The 21,756-nt window shown below is 67.1% G+C and carries 19 protein-coding genes; 14 read left to right on the top strand and 5 right to left on the bottom strand.

All coding sequences use genetic code 11. The annotated features are described in order from the left end of the window. Positions 1-27: 27 nt before the first annotated feature. The 11 genes from folK (at position 28) to F6Q13_RS00130 (ending at position 14,265) form a co-directional block, all read left to right on the top strand. Positions 28-579, top strand: a complete 552-nt coding sequence (folK, locus tag F6Q13_RS00180) for a 2-amino-4-hydroxy-6-hydroxymethyldihydropteridine diphosphokinase (protein ID WP_293050779.1) — start codon at positions 28-30, stop codon at positions 577-579. After that, positions 557-1,033, top strand: coding sequence for a DUF3180 domain-containing protein (locus F6Q13_RS00175; protein ID WP_293050484.1), 477 nt, complete (start codon positions 557-559; stop codon positions 1,031-1,033). The genes folK and F6Q13_RS00175 overlap by 23 nt, the downstream gene beginning before the upstream one ends. An 87-nt stretch (positions 1,034-1,120) precedes the next feature. Next, on the top strand, positions 1,121-2,278 hold the full coding sequence (locus F6Q13_RS00170) for a DUF6779 domain-containing protein (protein ID WP_293050482.1): 1,158 nt from the start codon (positions 1,121-1,123) through the stop codon (positions 2,276-2,278). Between the two features lie 136 nt (positions 2,279-2,414). After that, complete coding sequence (locus F6Q13_RS00165; protein ID WP_293050777.1) at positions 2,415-3,326, top strand: DUF2520 domain-containing protein; 912 nt, start codon at positions 2,415-2,417, stop codon at positions 3,324-3,326. Next, positions 3,326-4,234, top strand: a complete 909-nt coding sequence (panC, locus tag F6Q13_RS00160) for a pantoate--beta-alanine ligase (protein WP_293050775.1) — start codon at positions 3,326-3,328, stop codon at positions 4,232-4,234. The genes F6Q13_RS00165 and panC overlap by 1 nt, the downstream gene beginning before the upstream one ends. Positions 4,235-4,254: 20 nt before the next feature. Then, on the top strand, positions 4,255-4,674 hold the full coding sequence (panD, locus tag F6Q13_RS00155) for an aspartate 1-decarboxylase (RefSeq protein ID WP_293050481.1): 420 nt from the start codon (positions 4,255-4,257) through the stop codon (positions 4,672-4,674). Positions 4,675-4,676: 2 nt separating this feature from the next. Then, on the top strand, positions 4,677-5,486 hold the full coding sequence (locus F6Q13_RS00150; protein WP_293050480.1) for a type III pantothenate kinase: 810 nt from the start codon (positions 4,677-4,679) through the stop codon (positions 5,484-5,486). A 56-nt stretch (positions 5,487-5,542) separates the two neighbouring features. Beyond that, positions 5,543-7,042 carry a lysine--tRNA ligase gene (gene lysS, locus F6Q13_RS00145; protein WP_293050477.1) on the top strand — a complete coding sequence of 500 codons (1,500 nt, stop codon included), beginning with the start codon at positions 5,543-5,545 and terminating at the stop codon, positions 7,040-7,042. A 112-nt stretch (positions 7,043-7,154) separates the two neighbouring features. Continuing rightward, entirely contained in the window at positions 7,155-7,493 is a 339-nt protein-coding gene (gene lsr2 / locus F6Q13_RS00140) for a histone-like nucleoid-structuring protein Lsr2 (protein ID WP_293050475.1), read from the top strand. A 201-nt stretch (positions 7,494-7,694) separates the two neighbouring features. After that, positions 7,695-10,241: an ATP-dependent protease ATP-binding subunit ClpC gene (clpC1, locus tag F6Q13_RS00135; RefSeq protein WP_293050473.1), complete on the top strand. Its 2,547-nt coding sequence runs from the start codon at positions 7,695-7,697 to the stop codon at positions 10,239-10,241. 160 nt (positions 10,242-10,401) lie between these two features. Then, complete coding sequence (locus F6Q13_RS00130; RefSeq protein WP_293050471.1) at positions 10,402-14,265, top strand: hypothetical protein; 3,864 nt, start codon at positions 10,402-10,404, stop codon at positions 14,263-14,265. Positions 14,266-14,284: 19 nt separating this feature from the next. Here the strand turns inward: F6Q13_RS00130 and F6Q13_RS00125 are convergent, their stop codons facing one another. Together F6Q13_RS00125 and mhuD are read right to left on the bottom strand one after the other, a co-directional pair. Then, complete coding sequence (locus tag F6Q13_RS00125; RefSeq protein ID WP_293050469.1) at positions 14,285-15,613, bottom strand: class A beta-lactamase-related serine hydrolase; 1,329 nt, start codon at positions 15,611-15,613, stop codon at positions 14,285-14,287. A 10-nt stretch (positions 15,614-15,623) separates the two neighbouring features. Then, the gene (mhuD, locus tag F6Q13_RS00120; protein WP_293050467.1) at positions 15,624-15,941 is read right to left on the bottom strand and encodes a mycobilin-forming heme oxygenase MhuD; all 318 of its coding nucleotides are present in this window, start codon (positions 15,939-15,941) and stop codon (positions 15,624-15,626) included. Positions 15,942-15,955: 14 nt separating this feature from the next. On the opposite strand from mhuD, the gene F6Q13_RS00115 reads away from it, so the two are divergent. Further along, complete coding sequence (locus F6Q13_RS00115) at positions 15,956-16,723, top strand: alpha/beta hydrolase (RefSeq protein WP_293050465.1); 768 nt, start codon at positions 15,956-15,958, stop codon at positions 16,721-16,723. On the opposite strand, the gene F6Q13_RS00110 is transcribed toward F6Q13_RS00115, so the two are convergent. Beyond that, the gene (locus tag F6Q13_RS00110) at positions 16,684-17,622 is read right to left on the bottom strand and encodes an A/G-specific adenine glycosylase (protein ID WP_293050464.1); all 939 of its coding nucleotides are present in this window, start codon (positions 17,620-17,622) and stop codon (positions 16,684-16,686) included. The genes F6Q13_RS00115 and F6Q13_RS00110 overlap by 40 nt on opposite strands. On the opposite strand from F6Q13_RS00110, the gene F6Q13_RS00105 reads away from it, so the two are divergent. After that, the gene (locus F6Q13_RS00105; RefSeq protein ID WP_293050462.1) at positions 17,621-18,244 is read left to right on the top strand and encodes a carbonic anhydrase; all 624 of its coding nucleotides are present in this window, start codon (positions 17,621-17,623) and stop codon (positions 18,242-18,244) included. The two genes, F6Q13_RS00110 and F6Q13_RS00105, sit on opposite strands and share 2 nt — an antisense overlap. A gap of 102 nt (positions 18,245-18,346) precedes the next feature. Next, positions 18,347-19,153 (top strand): hypothetical protein, encoded by an 807-nt coding sequence (locus F6Q13_RS00100; protein WP_293050460.1) that lies wholly within the window; start codon positions 18,347-18,349, stop codon positions 19,151-19,153. 57 nt (positions 19,154-19,210) lie between these two features. Here F6Q13_RS00100 and disA read toward each other — a convergent pair whose 3' ends face one another. Next, positions 19,211-20,323, bottom strand: coding sequence for a DNA integrity scanning diadenylate cyclase DisA (gene disA, locus F6Q13_RS00095; protein WP_293050773.1), 1,113 nt, complete (start codon positions 20,321-20,323; stop codon positions 19,211-19,213). A gap of 2 nt (positions 20,324-20,325) precedes the next feature. Continuing rightward, positions 20,326-21,738, bottom strand: a complete 1,413-nt coding sequence (radA, locus tag F6Q13_RS00090; protein WP_293050458.1) for a DNA repair protein RadA — start codon at positions 21,736-21,738, stop codon at positions 20,326-20,328. Between the last annotated feature and the right edge of the window lie 18 nt (positions 21,739-21,756).

Genomic DNA, 21,756 nt, shown 5'->3' with positions numbered 1-21,756 from the left:
CGTGGCCGGGATCGAGGAGCGGCGCTGATGACCCAAGCCGTGCTGTCAATCGGTTCGAACCTCGGTGACCGGCTGGTCCGGCTGCAATCGGTGCTTAACCGGCTCGGCGACACGGTAGAGGCGGTTTCGCCGGTCTACGAGACGGCCGCCTGGGGCGGGGTCGAACAGGGACCGTTCCTCAACGCGGTGTTGATCGCCGAGGACCCCACGCGCGATGGCTTCGGGTGGTTGCGCTTAGCTCAGGACATGGAAAAGGCCGCCGACCGGGTGCGGGGCGAACGCTGGGGTCCACGCACCCTCGATGTCGACGTGATCGCCTGCTACCGCGACGGCAGGGAAGTGTTCTGCCGTGACGACAGCTTGACGCTGCCCCATCCGCTGGCTCATCGACGGGCTTTCGTCATGGTGCCGTGGCTGGCCGTCGACCCGAATGCAACGCTGACGGTGGCAGGAGAGCGACGAGCCGTCAGCACATGGCTGGCCGAGCTGGATCCTGCGGAGCGCGCCGGCGTGCGAATGACTGATTTGGTGCTCCGCCGCAACCGTCGGGACGCTGATGGGGCCGACCCGCAAACGTGACCTGATGGCCGCGGTGATCGGCGCTGCGGCCGTCGGTTTTCTGCTGGTGGTGCAGCTGTACCGGTGGTTCCCGCCGATCACGGTGTGGACGGGGCTGCCGCTGTTCGGCATCGCCGTGGCGGAGGCGATGTGGGCTCGTTATGTGCGGACCAAAATCAACGCCGGCGAGATCGGCGACGGCCCGGGCTGGCTGCATCCGCTCGCGGTGGCTCGCAGTCTGCTGGTCGCCAAGGCGTCGGCCTGGGTCGGCGCGCTGGTTCTGGGGTGGTGGGTCGGTGTGCTGGTGTACCTGCTGCCGCGGCGATCGTGGCTTCGAGTCGCCGGGGAGGACACAGCCGGTGCGGCGGTGGCGGCCCTCAGCGCGCTGACTTTGCTTGCTGCCGCACTATGGCTCCAGCATTGCTGTAAGTCGCCCCAGGATCCGACTGAGCACGGCGAGGTCACCAGAACTTAGGCTCCCCGGCAGAGGCAATTGGTACGGCTGAGAATCGCCGGATTGCGGCGACACGTGCAGTGAACTCGGGCCGGTACAGTTCAGACCATGACCGTTCTGTCCCGCGGCGCCCGGGTCCGGCGCGGCGGCCGCAGGCCGGGTTGGCTGCTGTTGACGACGTTGCTGGTGCTGGCCATCGCGGCCAGTTCCGCGTTAGTTTTCACCAACCGGGTGGAGCTTCTCAAACTCGCGGTGATCCTGGCCTTGTGGGCCGCCATCGGCGCGGCGTTCGTGTCGGTGATCTACCGTCGGCAAAGCGATTGGGATCAGGCCCGGGTGCGCGACCTCAAGCTGGTCTACGACTTGCAACTGGATCGCGAAATCTCAGCCCGCCGTGAGTACGAGCTGACCGTGGAATCGCAGCTGCGCCGCGAGCTGGCCTCGGAGCTCAGTGCCCAGGCTGCAGATGAAGTGGCGGCGCTGCGGGCGGAGTTGGCGGCGCTGCGCACCAACTTGGAGATTTTGTTCGACGCCGAACTCGCGCAGCCACCGGCGCTGGAATTCGACCGCGCGAGCGCGCGCAGCCACAGCGACTGGGATCGAGACAGCCGGCGCCGCGATGATCGGGTCAGTCGGGTCACCGCGGTGCGGGCCGAGGAACCCGGCCGGGCCGAAGACACCTCGATCATCGACGTGCCTGAGGAACCGCTCGTACCGCCGCCACCTCCGGGCGGCCACGCGTATCAGGGCCCCGAGGAGGCGTCGCGCGGTGCCGACACGTACCCGCCGCCGTGGGCGCAACCCGGCGGGAGATGGGCGCCCCCGGAGCGGCAATCCGAACCCCCGCCGCAGCATCAGCGGCCATCGTGGGCGAAGCCCGATGAGCCGCCCCGGCATCGACCGCCGGCCGCGGACTGGCAGCCGGCCGGCGCTGACGGGCTGTGGCTGCCGCCCGGGGTAGCAGCGAGCGACTATGCCGGCAAAGCACCCGATAGCTCCGCCGATGTCGGCCAGAGTGCCACCATGACGAGCGAGCCGAAGCTGGCGGCGCCCCCACCGGCTGAGCGGCGGGGCCGGCATTCCGTGCCGGCAGAGCCGGGGCCGGCGATGCCACCACCGGCAGAGCCGGTAGCCCGGCACCGCGGCGCCGACAGTCCCGCAGATCCCGGTGGACTGCACGCCGGCGGCGAGTCGGTCGCCCAACTGCTGGCGCGGCTACAAGCCGATTCGGCCGAGGGCGGTCGACGGCGACGCCACGCCCAGTGAGCAAAACCACGTAGCGACTGGCACCGTCACCGCGGGACGGTCGCCGCGGTAGAGTCGACGTGACCGTCCGGTACCCGCAGCGCGGGACTGGAACGAACCCCGGAACCAACGAGCGAACGTGCGAGGGTCGTCTGCGATGGTGCAGTTCGACGGGCTGCGCCCGGCCCGGCTGAAGGTGGGCATCATCTCCGCCGGCAGGGTCGGCAGCGCCCTGGGGGCTGCGCTGGAGCGGGTCGACCATGTCGTGGTGGCGTGCAGCGCCGTCTCCGGGGCCTCCCGGCGGCGGGCGCGGCGCCACCTGCCCGACACGCCAATAGCTCCGGTCCCCGAGGTCGCTGCCAGCGCTGAATTGCTGCTGTTGGCCGTGCCCGACACCGAATTGCCGGGGCTGGTCGCCGGGCTGGCCGCCACCGGGGCGGTGCGGCCGGGGACCATCGTCGCCCATACCTCGGGCGCCAACGGCGTCGATGTGCTGGCACCGCTGGCGGGGCACGATCGCATAGTGCTGGCCATTCACCCCGCGATGACGTTCACCGGTTGCGACGAGGATGTCAACCGCTTGGCCGATGCGTGCTTCGGGATCACGGCGGCCAGCGACGTCGGTTACGCGATCGCACAGTCACTGGTGTTGGAGATCGGCGGCGAGCCATTCCGGGTCACCGAAGATGCGCGCAGGCTCTACCACGCCGCACTCTCGCATGCCGGCAACCACGTCGTCACGCTGCTCGGTGACGCGCTGGACGCGATCCGTGCCGCGTTGTCGGGCCGGGAGCTGCTTGGCCAACAGCTCGTCGACGACCAGCCCTGCGGCCTGGCCGAGCGCATCGTGGGCCCGCTGGTGCGGGCAGCGCTGGAGAACGCTTTGCAACGCGGGCAGTCTGCTCTCACCGGTCCGGTGGCCCGCGGTGACGCGGATGCAGTCGGCGGCCACCTGGCGGCACTGAGGTCGGTCGATGCGCAGCTGGCCGAGGCCTACCGGGTGAATGCGTTACGCACCGCCCAGCGCGCCCACGCCCCCGCCGACGTCATGGAAGCGCTGGCGCCGTGATCGACGTCCGCAAGCCCACCTTTAGCGCGGGTGAGCTCAACGTGTACTCGGAGCCGCGCGACGTCACCGATGTCAGCCGCGCGCTGAGCCATACCGGGCGGCGGGTGATGCTGGTGCCGACCATGGGCGCTTTGCACGCGGGACACCTGGCCCTGGTGCGTGCTGCCACAAGGGTGCCCGGCTCAGTGGTCGTGGTGTCGATCTTCGTCAACCCGCTGCAGTTCGGTGCTGATGAAGACCTCGACACCTACCCGCGCGACATCGACACCGACCTCGCATTGCTGCGCGAGGCAGGCGTTGACATCGTTTTCACGCCGACCGAAGCGGCGATGTATCCACACGGTCTGCGCACCACGGTGCATCCTGGCCCGTTGGGATCTGAACTCGAAGGCGCCGCCCGTCCGAACCATTTCGCCGGCATGCTGACGGTGGTGCTCAAACTGCTGCAGATTGTGCGTCCCGAACGCGTGTTTTTCGGCGAGAAGGATTATCAACAGCTGGTGTTGGTGCGCCAGATGGTCGCCGACCTCAACGTCGGCGTGCAGGTAGTCGGTGTGCCGATCGTGCGCGAAAACGACGGGCTGGCAATGTCTTCCCGTAACCGATACCTTGAACCCGCGCAGCGCGAATTGGCCTCGACGTTGTCGGCGTCTCTGCTGGCCGGTAGGCACGCCGCGCCGGTGGGCGCTGACGCCGCGCTGGCGGCCGCCCGTGCCGTGCTGGCGCAAGCCCCCGCGATCGACGTGGACTACCTGCAGGTGCGCGACCCCTGCCTCGGACCGGCGCCGGCCAAGGGTCCGGGCCGGCTGCTGATCGCGGCCCGACTGGGCACGACCAGACTCCTCGACAACATCCCGATAGAAATCGGTGCCACCCACCGCGCCGACCCTCAGTTACCCCTCGGATAGCAGCGAACCCTGGAGAAATCATGTTGCGGACAATGCTCAAGTCGAAGATCCACCGGGCAACCGTCACCCAGGCGGATTTGCACTACGTAGGCTCGGTGACCATCGACGCCGATTTGATGGATGCCGCCGACTTGCTGGAGGGCGAGCAGGTCACCATCGTCGATATCGACAACGGCTCCCGACTGGTCACCTACGCCATCACCGGCGAGCGGGGCAGCGGTATCATCGGAATCAATGGTGCTGCAGCGCATCTGGTTCATCCAGGTGATCTGGTGATCCTGATCGGCTATGCGATCATGGAAGACTCCGAGGCTCGCGCATATCGTCCGCGGATCGTGTTCGTCGACGCCGCCAACCGGCCCGTCGACGTTGGCGCAGATCCGGCGTACGTACCCGGCTTGGATACTGCTGAAGCCGCCGAGCTCCTTTCTCCGCGGTAGCTGTGCTCCTCGCAATCGACGTCCGCAACACCCACACCGTCGTAGGGCTGCTTACCGGATCCAAAGAGCATGCGACAGTGGTGCAGCAGTGGCGGATACGTACCGAAGCCGAAGTCACCGCCGACGAACTGGCGTTGACCATCGACGGCCTGATCGGTGAGGATTCCGAGCGGCTCACCGGCGCCGCGGCGCTGTCCACCGTCCCGTCGGTGTTGCACGAGGTGCGGCTGATGCTCGAGCAATACTGGCCCGCGATACCACGTGTGCTGATCGAGCCCGGCGTGCGTACCGGCATCCCATTACTGGTCGACAATCCCAAAGAGGTGGGCGCCGACCGGATCGTGAACTGCCTGGCTGCCTTCCACAAATTCGGGACCGCGGCCATCGTGATCGACTTCGGGTCGTCGATCTGCGTCGATGTGGTGTCGGACAAAGGTGAATTTCTCGGTGGGGCCATCGCGCCGGGCGTGCAGGTGTCCTCCGACGCCGCCGCGGCGCGATCGGCGGCGCTGCGCCGTGTCGAACTGACCCGGCCCCGCTCGGTGATCGGCAAGAACACCGTCGAGTGCATGCAGGCCGGCGCCGTGTTCGGGTTCGCCGGACTGGTCAGTGGTTTGGTGCAGCGGATCCGCGACGACGTGCCCGGCTTCGCCGACGACGTCACGGTGGTTGCCACCGGTCACACCGCACCGTTGCTGTTGGCCGAACTGGACTGTGTGGACCACTACGACCAGCACCTGACCCTGCACGGGCTGCGGCTGGTGTTCGAACGCAACCGGGACAACCAGCGCCGGCTCAAGACCGCACGCTGAAGTCCCCGGCCGCGTAACCAACGACGCGTTGGTGCGCTCATCTAAGCTGGCAGGTCGTGAACAGCGCCGACGCAGATATCCCCGAGCAGTTCCGGATCCGCCGGGAAAAGCGCAGTCGGCTGTTGGCAGAGGGCCGCGACCCCTACCCGGTCGTTGTGGACCGCACCCACACGCTTGGCGAGATCCGTGCCCGCTACCGCGACCTGCCTGCGGACTCGAGCACCGGCGAGATCGTCGGCATTGCCGGGCGGGTGATCTTCCTGCGCAATTCGGGCAAATTGTGCTTTGCGACGCTGCAGGACGGCGACGGCACCCGGTTACAGGTCATGGTCAGCCTGGCCGGGGTGGGGCAAGAGGCTCTCGACGCGTGGAAAGCCGACGTCGATATCGGTGACATCGTCAGCGTGCACGGGGAGGTGATCAGCTCGCGTCGCGGCGAGTTGTCGGTGCTCGGGGACTCCTGGCAGATGGCGTCGAAGGCCTTACGGCCGCTGCCGGTCGCGCATAAGGAGATGAATGAGGAATCACGGGTGCGGCAACGTTATATCGACCTGATTGTCCGCCCGCAGGCCCGTACGGTGGCCCGCCAGCGCATCGCCGTTGTCCGCGCGATACGGGCGGCGCTGGAGCAGCGCGGATTTGTTGAAGTCGAGACCCCGATGCTGCAGACAGTGCCCGGCGGTGCGGCAGCCCGTCCGTTCCGCACCCACTCCAACGCCCTCGACATTGATCTCTACCTGCGTATTGCCCCGGAACTGTTCCTGAAGCGCTGCGTCGTCGGTGGCTTTGACAAGGTCTTCGAACTTAATCGCGTGTTCCGAAACGAAGGCGCCGACTCCACGCATTCACCGGAATTTTCCATGCTGGAGACCTACCAGGCCTACGGAACGTACGACGATTCGGCCGTGGTGACCCGCGAGCTTATTCAGCAGGTAGCGGATGAGGCCATCGGTACGCGACAACTCCCGCTGCCCGACGGCAGCGTCTACGACATTGACGGAGAATGGCCCTCGATTGGAATGTATCCATCGCTATCCGATGCGCTGGGCGACGAGATTAGCCCTGGTACGCCGGTTGGGCGATTGCGCGCAATCGCCGGCCGGCTTGGCGTCGAGATACCGAGCGACCGCGGCTATGGCCATGGCAAACTGGTCGAGATACTGTGGGAGCACACTGTGGGCGCCAGGCTGATCGCACCCACGTTTGTGCGGGACTTCCCCGTTGAGACAACGCCGTTGACCCGGCAGCATCGCAGCATCCCCGGTGTCACCGAAAAATGGGATCTCTATCTGCGCGGGGTTGAACTCGCCACGGGATACTCCGAATTAGTCGACCCGGTCGTGCAGCGGGAGAGATTCGAGACGCAGGCCCGCGCGGCATCCGCCGGCGACGATGAGGCGATGGTGCTCGACGAGGATTTCTTGGCCGCGTTGGAGTATGCGATGCCGCCGTGCACGGGGACCGGAATGGGCGTCGATCGGTTGTTGATGGCTTTGACTGGCCTGTCAATTAGAGAGACAGTTTTGTTCCCGATTGTTCGCCCGCACGCCCAGTGAAGTGCTTCGTGGTTACCGTGTTGAATACCGCGCGCTTTTATGGCAGATTGGTCACGGGGAGTTCAATCCAACCAGCACTCCAAGTGCCAGGAAAGAAGTTGAGGGTGCGCTAATGGCAAAGAAGGTTACCGTCACCTTGGTCGATGATTTCGACGGTGAAGGCGCCGCCGACGAAACGGTCGAATTTGGTCTCGACGGCGTGACCTACGAGATTGATCTTTCGGCCAAGAATGCCACGAAACTGCGCAACGACCTGAAGCAATGGGTTGAGGCCGCGCGTCGGGTCGGCGGTCGTCGACGGGGACGTGCAAGCACGGGCCGCGGCCGCGGCGCCATTGATCGCGAGCAGAGCGCGGCGATCCGCGAATGGGCGCGTCGCAACGGGCACAATGTCTCGACCCGGGGACGTATCCCCGCCGACATCATCGACGCATTCCACGCCGCGACCTGACATCTCCGGCAACTTTCGCTGGTGGCGAACTGATCGCCCGTCTGGGCGGGAAGCGACCCGGCGCTTTTCGGTGTTGCACTGATGCAGCTGCGCAGATAACCACCGCACAGTAGGAACCCCGGCCAGCCGCCCATTACAGTGGATGGCAGGCACGCGATGTTGTCCGGTGTGCCGATGGTGAGGGAGAGCAGGTAACCGCCGATGTTTGAGAGATTTACCGACCGTGCCCGCAGGGTCGTCGTCTTGGCGCAAGAAGAGGCTCGGATGCTCAACCACAACTACATCGGGACCGAGCACATCCTGTTGGGCCTGATCCACGAGGGGGAAGGTGTCGCGGCCAAGTCGCTGGAGTCGCTGGGAATCTCGCTGGAAGGCGTCCGCAGCCAGGTCGAGGAGATCATCGGCCAGGGCCAGCAGGCGCCGTCGGGGCATATCCCGTTCACTCCGCGGGCCAAGAAGGTCCTCGAGCTGAGCCTGCGGGAGGCGTTGCAGCTCGGCCACAACTACATCGGCACCGAGCACATTCTGCTTGGCTTGATTCGAGAAGGCGAGGGCGTCGCCGCCCAGGTGCTGGTCAAACTCGGTGCTGAGCTCACCCGGGTGCGACAGCAGGTCATCCAGCTGCTCAGCGGCTACCAGGGCAAGGAGACCGCCGAGGCCGGAACGGGGGGGCGCGGCGGCGAGTCGGGCAGCCCGTCGACGTCGCTGGTGCTCGACCAGTTCGGCCGTAACCTGACCGCAGCTGCGATCGAGGGCAAGCTCGACCCGGTCATCGGCCGGGAAAAGGAAATCGAGCGGGTCATGCAAGTGCTCTCCCGCCGTACCAAGAACAATCCGGTGCTGATCGGTGAGCCCGGCGTGGGCAAGACCGCGGTGGTCGAGGGCCTGGCACAGGCCATCGTGCACGGTGAAGTGCCCGAGACGCTCAAGGACAAGCAGCTCTACACGCTGGACCTGGGATCCTTGGTGGCCGGCTCGCGCTATCGCGGCGACTTCGAGGAACGCCTCAAGAAGGTGCTCAAGGAGATCAACACCCGCGGCGACATCATCTTGTTCATCGACGAGCTGCACACCCTGGTGGGCGCCGGTGCCGCCGAGGGCGCGATCGACGCAGCGTCGATTCTCAAACCGAAGCTGGCTCGCGGTGAGCTGCAAACAATCGGCGCCACTACCCTCGACGAGTACCGTAAGTACATCGAAAAGGACGCCGCCCTGGAGCGTCGATTCCAGCCGGTGCAGGTCGGCGAGCCCACCGTGGAGCACACCATCGAGATCCTCAAGGGTCTGCGCGACCGCTACGAGGCACACCACCGGGTGTCGATCACCGACGCGGCCATGGTGGCCGCCGCTACGCTGGCCGACCGCTACATCAACGATCGCTACCTGCCGGACAAGGCCATCGACCTGATCGACGAGGCGGGTGCGCGGATGCGGATCCGCCGGATGACCGCGCCGCCCGACCTGCGCGAGTTCGACGAAAAGATCGCCGAGGCCCGCCGGGAGAAGGAGTCCGCGATCGACGCTCAGGACTTCGAGAAGGCGGCCAGCCTGCGCGACCGGGAAAAACAACTGGTGGCTCAGCGCGCAGAGCGGGAGAAGCAGTGGCGCTCCGGCGATCTCGATGTGGTCGCCGAAGTCGACGACGAACAGATCGCCGAGGTGCTCGGTAACTGGACCGGTATCCCGGTGTTCAAGCTCACCGAGGCCGAGACCACCCGGCTGCTGCGCATGGAAGAGGAGCTGCACAAGCGGATCATCGGGCAAGAGGATGCCGTGAAGGCTGTTTCCAAGGCCATCCGTCGTACTCGCGCCGGGCTGAAGGACCCCAAGCGCCCGTCCGGTTCGTTCATCTTCGCCGGCCCCTCGGGGGTGGGCAAGACCGAACTGTCCAAGGCGCTGGCCAACTTCCTGTTCGGCGACGACGACGCGCTGATCCAAATCGACATGGGCGAGTTCCACGACCGGTTCACCGCGTCGCGGCTGTTCGGCGCGCCGCCCGGATACGTCGGCTACGAGGAGGGCGGCCAGCTTACCGAGAAGGTGCGGCGCAAGCCGTTCTCGGTGGTGCTGTTCGACGAGATCGAGAAGGCGCATCAGGAGATCTACAACAGCTTGTTGCAGGTGCTCGAGGACGGCCGGCTCACCGACGGGCAGGGACGCACGGTCGACTTCAAGAACACCGTGCTGATCTTCACCTCGAACCTGGGCACCGCCGACATCTCCAAGGCGGTCGGCCTGGGTTTCACCCAGGGCGGCGGCGAGAACGATTACGAGCGGATGAAGCAGAAGGTCAACGACGAGCTGAAGAAACACTTCCGGCCGGAGTTTCTCAACCGTATCGACGACATCATCGTCTTCCACCAGCTGACGCACGACGAGATCATCCGGATGGTCGACCTGATGATCGGCCGGGTGGAAACACAGCTCAAGAGCAAGGACATGGCGCTGGTGCTGACCGACAAGGCCAAAGCGCTGCTCGCCAAGCGCGGCTTCGACCCGGTGCTCGGTGCCCGCCCGCTGCGGCGCACCATCCAGCGCGAAATCGAGGACGCACTGAGCGAGAAGATCCTCTTCGAAGAGGTCGGACCGGGTCAGATCGTGACAGTCGATGTCGACAATTGGGACGGCGAAGGCTCCGCCGAGGATGCGGTGTTCACGTTCACCGGAACCCGCAAGCCGGCCGAGCCGGTCGACTCGGGTCTGGCCCGCGCCGGCGCCCACAGCGCAGGTGGTCCCACCGCGCGCTAGCGATGCCGGCAAGTGCAGACCGGCAGGCAAAACCTTAATTTTTGATGAGCGTTATCTGTGGGTTTTGCATCCCCCAAACCTAGAAGTCCGTTAAGATACGGCCGCATCTGGGGTTTGGAGGGATATGCGGCGCAGGAGTAGGGCGTATATCGCCACGGGCGTGGTTGCGGTTGTCGCAAGTCAGATTGCTGTTGGCGCCAGCCCGAGGCAGATTCCCGGCAGCCGCCACCAGCTGTCCGAGCCCCACCCGCCGGCCGTCAGATTGGTCTCCGATACCTCCGAGATCTTCACGCCCTATGCCGATCTCTTCCACAACACCGTCAGCAATCTGAGCGCCCTGGGTCAGGAGTCCACCGGGTGGTTGGACGTGCTGACCTACGTCCTTGCCCATCCCGGCGGATCACTGGATCGCCTGCCCGACGTCGTCGATCTCTTGACGACCGTCACGCCGGACATCAGCACCGATTTCTCGTCGCCGCCCGCGCACATTTCTGCGGAGCTGCCACCGCTGCCCGCGCTCCTTCTCGCCGGAGTCGGTCCCGGAGTCGACGTCGCCAACGCCATCCATGAGATCGCTCCACAGCTCGTCGACTTCAGCGATCCCGCGCGCATGTTCGCGGCGCTGGTCGACTCCCCGGCGATCCTGGTGAACGCCGCCCTCAACGGACGCGACTCCATCGACCTGCTCGTTGCAGACGTCCCCGCCTTCAACGGCATCCTCGTCCCGGTTCAGACCCTCGACACCCAGGTCGACGCGGAACAGGTGCTGAATGCCCTCGGCGTGGGCGACCAGACCGTCGTCGACATCCTCGACCACCTCGGTCTGGCCGACCAGCCGGTGGCCAACCTGGTGAACGCATTACTCGATGCCGTGGGGCTGGGCAGCCAAACCCCGATCGACCTGCTCGACAAACTCGGCCTCGCCGACCGGCCGCTGTCCACACTGGCGGCTACCCTGCTCGACGCGCTGGGCGTGGGCAACCCGACCGTCGGTGAGATCGCCGACAGGGTCGGCCTGGGCGACCTGTCGGCGGCGGATCTGGCGGTCAAGCTCCTCGATGCGCTGGGCATCGGCGGCCTGACCGGCTCCGATCTGGTCGACCGGTTCGGCCTGGGGGACTACACGGCCGGCGGGCTGCTGGTCGCCCTGCTCAACGCTCTGGACCTGGGCCAGCAGACCCCAGTCGGGCTGCTCGACGCCATCGGACTCGGCGATGTGAGCGTGGGCACGGTGCTGGCCGCTACGCTGGCCGGCGCCGGCCAGGGCGACCTGACCGTCAACGGCCTGTTCGACGCGATGGGTCTAGGCGACATCACCGTAGAAGACGTCGTCAACGCCGCCAACCTCGGGGATGTTTCGCTGGAAACCATCCTGACCAATCTCGGCTTCGGCGGCCTCACTGCTGGCGACTTGGTGACAGCGTCCGGCGGTAAGCCGCTCAATCCGCTGGTGGGCAGCATAGGTATTGTCCCCCAGTTGGGTTCGGACACCATCGACGACATCCTCAGGGACAAAGGTCTGGCCGACCAAACCCTGGGTGATCTGCTCGGCGGCGACGACAAGATCAGCAACCTGCTGGAATCGTCGTTCCCCACCACGCTGAGCGACCTGCTCACCGCGCAGGGCTACGGTGACACGACGCTGGCCGCGTTGGTGGGCCAATCGGGTTTGACCGATATCACCCTGGACTCGCTGCTGACCAGCCTGGGCCTCAACGACACCAGCCTGGCCGCGCTGGTCGGCCAGAGCGCTCTGGCCGACGTCACCGTGAGCTCGCTGCTGGCCAACACCGACATCGGCAACACCCAGCTGGATGCCCTGCTTGGGCAGCTGTTCGGCACCGCGACGCTGGGCTCGGCGCTGACCGATCTCGGCCTCGGCGACACCGATCTCAGCGGGTTGGTCGACAAGTTTTTGGGCACCACGACGCTGGAATCACTACTGGGTGATTTCGGCAGCAAGACGCTGGACACGCTGCTGACCGAGGCGGGTCTCGCCGATGTCGGCCTGCTCGACATCCACGCCGGAGATTTCGCCGGCGCGGTGCCCGAGCTGCTCTCCGCCTTGCCCGACCAGATCCTGCAAGCATTGAGCCAGCAACCACCGGCCCAGCAATCGGCGGTCAGCCTGGCCGCGGGCGCATCGGGCCTGTTCGCTCCCTATGAGGAGCTGTTCACCAACACGGCTGACAACCTCAAGGCCCTGAGTGCCGACTCCGGGCTCGCGACGCTGCTGACACAGCTGGTCACCCATCCGGGCCAGTCCCTGGCGCACCTGCCGGATGCGGTCAGCCTGTTGACCATGGTGGGGCCCGAGATCAGCACCCGGGTATTCCCCTTGCCCTCGCTGATCTCCACTGAGCTCCCGCCCTGGCTCAGCCTCAACCTCGCCGAGCTCGGACCCCTGGTGACCGGCGTCGACGCGCTCGGTGACGTCATCGCCCAGGCCACCGATTTCGCCGAACCGATGGACGCTTTCGCCGCGATCATCGGTGCCCCGGCCACGATCCTGGACGCCGTGCTCAACGGCCACGACGTCATCGACGTGTTCGGCATGAACGTCTCCGCCTTCAACGGACTCCTGGTCCCCTCCCAACCCGCGGTCCTCACCGTGGATCTGGGTCAGGTGGTCGACGATTTCGGATTCGGCGACCAGACCCTGTCCGGCCTGTTCCCCTATATCGGGGATCAATCGGTACAAAATTTGCTGATCACCCTGCTCAACAGTGCTGGTATCGGCGATTTGACCCCGGTGGAGCTGCTCGACCAGCTCGGCCTGGCCAACCAGTCGCTGGCCAGCCTGGCGATCACCGGGCTCGATGCCGCAGGCATCGGCAACCCCACCATCACCGGGCTCTTCGAGCAGTCCGGTTACGCCGACCTGACCGTCGGCGGATTGCTCACCGGCCTGTTCGGAAGCGACGAAACCGTCACCGACCTGCTCGACAAGCTGGGCGTCGGTGATCTGACCCTGAACAACGTGGCCGGCTCACTGCTGGGCAGTACCGGCCAACAGACCCCGGCCGCGCTGATCGAAGAATTGCTCGACAAACAGTTCGGTGTCAGCAGCAACGTGGCCCTGGGTGATCTGATCGTCGATGTGCTCCAGAAGCAGGGCCTGAACATGAGTCTCGCCGACGTGCTGAAAAGTCAGGGTCTCAGCGACACGACCGTGGGCGATCTGCTCGCCGGCACGTCCATCGCCGACCAGCCGTTCACCGAATTTCTGTCCGACATCGGTGTCGGCGACCAGACCCTGAAAGAACTCTTCAGCCTCAGCACCGCCGAATGCCTCGGTCTGCCGCTAGTCGGATTGAAGTGCAGCCAGACACTCAACAGCCTGATGGGGCCCAACACCGTGTATGAGACGGTGGCAAACCTGCACAGCGACACCGGCCAAAGCCTGGCCCACGTCACGCTGGGCCAGCTGCTGGCCGCCACCGGGCAATCCGACGAGACGCTGAGCCAGATCATCAACGCCCTGGACCTGTCGACGCCGTTAAGCACCATCTTGGACAACCTGGGCCTCAACAACGTGGATGTGGCCACCGTGCTGACCAACACCCTGGACATCCTCGGGGTGGGCAGCACAACGCTGGACTCTCTATTGGATGACTGGGGTGTGGGCGGTCTGAGCCTGCACACTGTGGTCGACCGGCTGGGCCTCAACGACGTATACGTGCTGACCCTGCTGCAAGACCTGGGCCTGAACAACGTGCACGTCGACGAGGTGCTCGACAGCCTGCTCGGCACCGTGACCCTGGGCTCGGTGTTGACAGATCTGGGCCTGGACAGCCGGGACCTGAACACGGCGGTGGCCAACCTGGGCTTGGAGAACGTGACGGTGGATAAGGTGCTCGGCGAGCTGGGCATCGGCAACATCGACGTGAACACGCTGCTGGTCAATCTGGGGATCTCCGACTACGACGTGTTCCGGCTCGACGTCGGGGATTTCGCCGGTCTGGTGCCGTATCTGGTCAACGACTTCCCCGAACAGCTCGCGGTGGCACTGGGCGCTGTCTAAGACCGACCTAAGACCGACGTCAGCGCACGGGTAACAGCCCGAAGACCTGCTTGGCGATCTGCAGCATCCATCCGGTCACGCGGGGGCCGTGATCGCGCGGCCAGTTCAGCTGGAAGCTGACCACCCAGGGCTGGCCGGTCTTGTCGACGGCGTACCAGCTGAACGTCAGGTCTCCGGGCAGGCCACCGGCCTTCGCGCCGAGGTAGGGCCATCGCTGCCGGTCCAGGTCGAGGCCGGGGACCGCGGCCAGGATCTGCTTGACTGCGGCTGCTTCACCGGCGGCGCCCGCCTGCAGCGCTGCGTGCACCCGGCAGATGTCCTCGGCGCTGCCGTACCACTCGGCGCCGTAATCGGAGGCCGGGGTGTGGGTCCGGGCCGGATCTGGTTGGTAAGGGCGGGAATCCGCCTGCTGCAATAACTCGGCGCGGCCTTGGGGAGTCGCCCGCTTCCATTGCTCGCGCAGATCGGGCTGCCCCCACGCCACCGAGAACAACTCGTACATCGTCGGAAACGGGGTCATGGCGGCCGGATCGTGATGGCCGGCCGCCGCCAGGGCTTGTTCGACGGCGCGGGTGCCCACCTTGGCGATCAGCATGTCGGTGGCCATGTTGTCGCTGGCGGCGATCATCTTCTCGGCGGCGGTTCGAACCGAGATCGCATCGCCGGGGCGCAGATCCAGTCCGGAACCGACCGCCAGGTTCTTGTCGGTGACGGTCAGCTGGTCGTCCCAGGTCATCGTCTGCGCCGTGACCGCGGCAGCCACCGCGTACAGCACGTACAACTTGAATATCGACGCCAGCGGCAACGACCGGGCGGTGTTGGTGCCCGCCACCCGCCGGCAGTGGCCGTCGTCGACCCGGGCGACCTGCCAGGAGTAGCGGGCGCCGGTCTTGCTCAACGTGGCATCCACGTCGTCCCAGGAGGTGATGGGCGGTGTCTGGGTGGTGACGTCGAACCCGTCGACCAAGGTGGCGTCGTCGGTGTGAATCCGGATGGCCTGTTGGGCCCCGTAAGACGTGACCAGATGCAGGGTGGCCGCGCCCGCGCTGAGGTTCACCGCGCTGAGCGTGAACGGGCGATCCCACCACAACTCTTCCATCGTGTGCTCGACGCGCGTGGCCACGCCGGGAGCGGCAAGGGTGCGCACCCCGATCGGGCCGATCGGCCAGTCCGAGTTGAGCATGTCGAGCGTCTGCTGGGCCCGCAGCCCGGGGGGTGTGCGGATGTCGATCCGCACCCCGGTGGCACCGGCCGCGTTTGCCGACGGAGCCCGCGGCGGCGTGTAGCCGCAACCCGCGGCGGCGGCCAGCGTGGCGACGGCAACCGCTACCGCCGCCGGGTGCGGCACCCGGCGGCGGCTACGCCTTCGAGCCGGCGCCGGCAACGTCTAACACAACCTCGAACTCCAGCAGCGACGCCCCGGTCGCCACCGGGTTGGCCCGGTGTCCCGCGTGGGCTTCGATAGCGGGTCCCGATGCCCACGCTTGAAAGGCTTCCTCAGACTCCCACTGGGTGACCACGAAGTAGCGGTCTTCACCCTTGACCGGGCGCAGCAGCTGAAAACCCAGAAAACCCGGCGAGTTCTCGACTGCGTGAGCGCGATGGGCGAATCGTTTCTCCAGTTCGGGTCCGGCGCCGGGCGGCACCTCGATTGCGTTGATCTTCACCACGGGCATGCCGCCAGGCTACCGTGCCCCCTGTGGCTGCCGAACTGTTAACCCCGCGTGGTGGACGGGGAGAGCCGGTGGTGTTGGTGCATGGTCTGATGGGCCGGGGAAGCACCTGGTCGCGGCAGCTGCCGTGGCTGACGCGGCTGGGCGCGGTGTACACCTACGACGCGCCCTGGCATCGCGGCCGCGACGTCGCCGACCCGTACCCGATCAGCACCGAGCGGTTCGTGACCGACCTGGGTGACGCGGTGGCCGCGTTGGGCCGGCCGGTGCGACTGGTTGGCCATTCGATGGGTGCCCTGCACGCATGGTGCCTGGCGGCCGAGTGTCCCGATTTGGTCTCGGCTCTGGTCGTCGAGGACATGGCGCCCGATTTCCGCGGTCGCACCACCGGGCCGTGGGAGCCATGGCTGCGCGACCTGCCGGTCGAATTCGACTCCGCCGATCAGGTAATCGCCGAATTCGGGGAGACTGCCGGACGCTATTTCCTGGATGCCTTCGACCGCACCGCGACCGGTTGGCGATTGCACGGCCACCCCTCGCGGTGGATAGAGATCGCCGCGGAGTGGGGTACCCGGGACTACTGGGCGCAGTGGCAGGCGGTGCGCTCGCCGACGCTGCTCATCGAGGCCGGCAACTCGGTCACACCCGCAGGGCAGATGGTGACGATGAGCGAAACCGGCTATCACAGCAGGTATTTGCGCGTCGCGGAGGCGGGCCACCTGGTGCACGACGAGACGCCACAGGTCTACCGGCAGGCGGTGGAGTCCTTTCTGGCGGCGTCGTAATTCTCTTCCCCGACCAGTGCGAACAGTCCGTCTGTTGTCTGTGTCACCAGTCCGTCGGCGAGCAGGGAATCCAGCGCCCGATCGCGCTGTGCGCTGTTCATCAGCCAGGCCATGTCGAGCTGGGCGCGAGTGACCGGAAAGTCACTGGTGCGCAACACATCCAGCAGCAGACCGCGAACCTGACGATCGGTCCCGGCGTAGCGCTGCGGTCGACGTGCCGGGCGGCCACCGGCAGGGTAACCGGCTTGGCGCCAGTTGCACGCGGTGAGTGGGCACGATCGGCAACCCGGATTGCGCGCGGTGCACACTGTTGCGCCCAGCTCCATCAGAGCGGCCGAAAACTGCTGCGCCGTGCCGTCGTGCGGCAACAACTGCGCAACGTCAGCGTGATCGCGGGCCGGTGACGGCGCGCCGGCGTCGGCGCGGCCATGCACGGCGCGGGCCACCACCCGGCGAACATTGGTATCCACCACCGGCACCGCCTGACCGTAGGCGAAGCACGCCACCGCTCGTGCGGTGTAGGCGCCGACACCGGGAAGCGTCAGCAGGATCTCCACGTCGTCGGGAACCACGTCGCCGTGGTCGCGGGCGATCACGGTGGCGCACTCGTGCAGGCGTTTCGCCCTGCGCGGGTAGCCCAGTTTGCCCCAGGCGCGCAGCACGTCGGCCGGGCTGGCGGCTGCCGTCGCCGACGCGGTCGGCCAGCGCTGCACCCACTCGCGCCAGAGCGGCAGCACCCGGGCCACCGGCGTCTGCTGCAGCATGAACTCGCTGACCAGGATCTGCCAAGCGGTTACCCCGGGCTGACGCCAGGGCAGGTCGCGGCGCACCCGGTGGTACCAGACCAGCAGCTCGGCCGGCGGAATCGTCATCGGCGGGTAGGGCACAATGTGCGCCATGCCCAGTAGCAATCCGACAACCGCCTGGAAGACACTCAAACAGGGTAACGAGCGGTTCGTCGCCGGCAAGCCCGAGCATCCCAGCCAAAGCGTCGAGCATCGGGCCAGCCTGGTCGAGGCGCAGAGGCCGACCGCGGTGGTGTTCGGCTGCGCGGACAGCCGGGTGGCCGCCGAGATCATCTTCGACCAGGGGCTGGGTGACATGTTCGTCGTCAGAACGGCCGGGCACGTCATCGACTCGGCGGTGCTGGGCTCGATTGATTTCGCGGTGACCGTGCTCGGGGTGCCGCTGATCGTGGTCCTGGGCCATGACAGCTGCGGTGCGGTGAAGGCGACCCTGGCCGCTCTCGACGAGGGGGTGCTGCCGGGCGGGCACGTGCGCGACCTGGTCGAGCGGGTGACCCCGTCGATCCTGTTGGGCCGCCGCGAAGGCTTGACCAGAGTCGACGAGTTCGAGGCGCGACATGTGACGGAGACCGGCGCGCAACTGCTGGCCCGGTCATCGGCCATTGCCGAGCGGGTGGGCGCGGGCAGCCTGGCGATCGTGGGTCTGACCTATCAGCTCGCCGATGGGCGGGTGGTGTTGCGCAACCACATCGGCAGCGTCGGTGACGAGGTGTAGCTCGCCGCCGGAGAGGGCGGGCAGCGCGCCCTGAACAGCTCGCCCCGCGACACGCCGACCAGGGTCGCTCGTGTCGGCGTGACCTGGGCTTACCGTGTGATCGTGCTGGATCTGGAACCGCATGGCCCGCTGCCGCCGGAGATCTACTGGCGGCGCAGGGGACTGGCGCTGGGTATCGCGGTCGTGGTGATCGGGATCATCGTCGCGGCGGTTGTGGCTGTGCGCAGCGGCAGTGCCGGCGCGAAGATCACTGCCGCCGACAAGCCGCCGGCCGCGCAGCAACCGTCGGCCGCGCCGGCGGCACAGCCGGAGGTCAAGACGCCGGTGCAGCCGCCGCTGGGGCAGAACCAGTTCCCCACCGAGACGCCGACGGCCGCAGTCCAGCCGCCGCCGGTGCTGAAGGAGGGTGACGACTGTCCGGACTCGACGCTGGCGGTCAAAGGGCTGACCAACCAGCCCCGGTATGTGATCGGCGACCAGCCGAAATTCACGATGGTCGTCACCAACATCGGGCTGGTGGCCTGCAAGCGCGACGTCGGGGCTGCGGTGCTGGCGGCCTATGTGTATTCCCTGGACAACAAGCGGTTGTGGTCCAACCTGGACTGTGCGCCGTCCAACGAGACTCTGGTGAAGATGTTCACGCCGGGCGAGCAGGTCGTCACGTCGGTGACCTGGACCGGGATGGGTTCTGCGCCGCATTGTCCGCTTCCGCGGCCGGCGATCGGGCCGGGCACTTACAACCTGGTCGTCCAGCTGGGTAATCTGCGGTCGGCGCCGGTTCCGTTCATCCTGGCCGCGCCGGCTCCGCCCGCCGCGCCGCCACCCGAGGCGCCGCCCGGTGTGTCGCCGCCCGCCGTCATGCCTGTCCCGGCACCGCTCGGGCCGCCGCCGGGTCCACCGGGCAACTGAGCCTTCGCGGTGCTTCCCCGCGACCGGGCGGCACCCGCGCCTCGTCGCCATTTGACCTCACCTGGTGGGGTCGGCGATCGTCGACTCGGCCAGCTGCGACAGTCCCTCGCGAACATGCCGGGCCCATATCTCGCCGATGCCTTCCACCGACTGCAGGTCGGCGGCGCTGGCTGCCAGCAGCGCCTGCAGCGAGCCGAACTCGCGCACCAAGCGGTCCACGTGGGCGAACTGAAGACGCGGGATGCCCGACAGCGCCCGGTAGCCCCGGACGCTCGTCGCCGAATCCTGGCCTTCGGTCGTCGACGGATACCCGAAAATCCTCGCCAGTGCCGTGCAGTCGAGCAGCTCGGCGTCCGACAGCGCGTCCAGCTCGTCGAGGATCGCCGCGACCTGGGTCTGCGACAGCGGGTCGGGACCGGCGTGGTAGTCGCGCACGATCAGCTCCCGGGCGGTGTCATTGCCGCCGAGCAGCTCCTCGAGCTGTAGCCTCAGCTGACGTCCATCGGTGCCCAGCTCGACCACGTCGTCATCGATCACCAGACCGATCCGGCGGACCAACTCCAGCCGCTGCACCACCGTCATCACGTCGCGCAGCGTGACGAAGTCTTCGATCTCGGCTCGCGAGAGCTGCCGATTGACCTCATCGAGCCGGAGTTTATAGCGTTCCAGCGTGGCGATGGCCTGGTTGGCCCGCGACAGGATGGTCGCCGAGTCGGCCAGCACGTGGCGCTCCCCGGCGACGTAGACGGTCACGAGGCTCATCGAGTGGCTCACCGAGATCACCGGGTATCCGGTCTGGATGGCGGCCCGCTCAGCCGAGCGGTGCCGCGTCCCGGATTCCTCGGTCGGTATCGACGGGTCGGGAACCAGCTGCACATTGGCGCGCAGGATGTGACTGGCGTCGGTGGACAGCACCACCGCTCCGTCCATTTTGGACAGCTCCCGCAGCCGGGTCGGTGCGTAACGCACGTCCAGGGAGAACCCGCCGTCGCAGATGGCCTCGACGCTCTCGTCGTAGCCGAGCACGATCAAGGCACCGGTTCGGCCGCGCAGAATCCGTTCCAGACCGTCGCGCAGGGGGGTGCCGGGAGCAAGTCGCGCGACGGCCTCACGCAGCGTCGGTCGCGTCGTCGGTGCCGCGCCGTTGGTCCTTGCCTTGCCTGCTGTCATCATCAGCCATTCTGCTCCGCCGCGAGCGACACTAGCGGACGCGGTGCCGCCGGCGGGTGCGCGACGGCGAGCACATGTCGAAGCGCCGCGACGATGGTGGCCGCCGGCAGCACCTGCAGACCCGGCGGCACCGCATCGCAGCCGGGCGGGATCAGCGCGGTGGTGAACCCTTGGCGGGCGGCTTCGGCCAGTCGGCGGTCCATCCCGCAGACCCTGCGCAAATCGCCGGCAAGGCCGACCTCTCCGATGACCACCGCGGTGGTCGGCAGCGGAAGGCCGGCGTAGGCGGAGGCCAGCGCGACTGCCACTGCCAGATCCGACGACGGATCGGTCAATCGCATTCCGCCGACGCTGGACAAAAAGGTGTCGTTGACCGAGATCGACATTCCGGCATGCTTTTCTAGTACCGCGATGATCATCGCGGCGCGGGCGTGGTCGACGCCGCTGACCGCGCGTCGCGGCCGCCCGTCGGACGGGGCGGCGAGCAGCGCCTGGACTTCACCGACCAGCGGCCGCTTACCGTCGAGCGTCACCGTGATCGCTGTGCCGGGAACCGGACAGGGCCGCTGGTCCAAAAACAACCCGGACGGGTCGGCGACTTCCTCGATTCCGCTCTCGTGCAAAAGAAAGCAGCCGACTTCGTCGCTGGGACCGAAGCGGTTCTTGACGCTGCGGACCATGCGCAGCGCGCCATGACGATCGCCCTCGAACTGCAGCACCACGTCGACGAGATGTTCCAGCGAACGCGGGCCGGCAATGGCGCCGTCCTTGGTGACGTGGCCGACCAGGATCAGCGCGGCACCGGTCGCCTTGGCCGCCGCGGTCAGCGCGGCCGTCACCGCGCGCACCTGGGTGACGCCGCCGGTGACTCCGTCGGCCTCGGTGGTCGACATGGTCTGCACCGAGTCCACGACGACGAGCGTGGGCCGCACCGCCTCGATCTGGCCGAGCAGCGCATGCAGGTCGGCATCGGCAGCCAGGAACACCTCGTCGTGACTGCAGCCGGTCCGGTCGGCACGCATCCTGATCTGGCCGCAGGACTCTTCGCCGGACGCGTAGAGGGCCCGATGACCCGATTGTGCCCACTGGTGGGCGACGCGGAGCAGCAATGTCGACTTGCCCACGCCGGGATCACCCGCCAACAGCGTGACCGATCCCGGCACCACGCCACCGCCGAGCACCCTGTCGAGCTCGCCGACTCCGGTGGGGCAATGGCGGGTGCTGTGCGGCTCGATGGAGCTGATCGGTACCGCCGGGCGGGCCGGCGTCACCGCGCGGCGGCTGCCGATGCCGGCGCCGGGCATCGCCACCTCGTCGACGGCGCCCCAGGTGCCACACTGCGGACAGCGACCGACCCACTTGGCGGTGACGTGGTGGCATTGCGAACAGCGGTACCGCGAGCATGTCTTGGACACGCCATGACCGTATCGGCG

The sequence above is a fragment of the Mycobacterium sp. genome (assembly GCF_008709575.1).
Lineage (GTDB): Bacteria > Actinomycetota > Actinomycetes > Mycobacteriales > Mycobacteriaceae > Mycobacterium.
The sequence above is the reverse complement of the archived record's forward strand: the minus strand, read 5'-3'. Positions and strand labels throughout refer to the sequence as shown.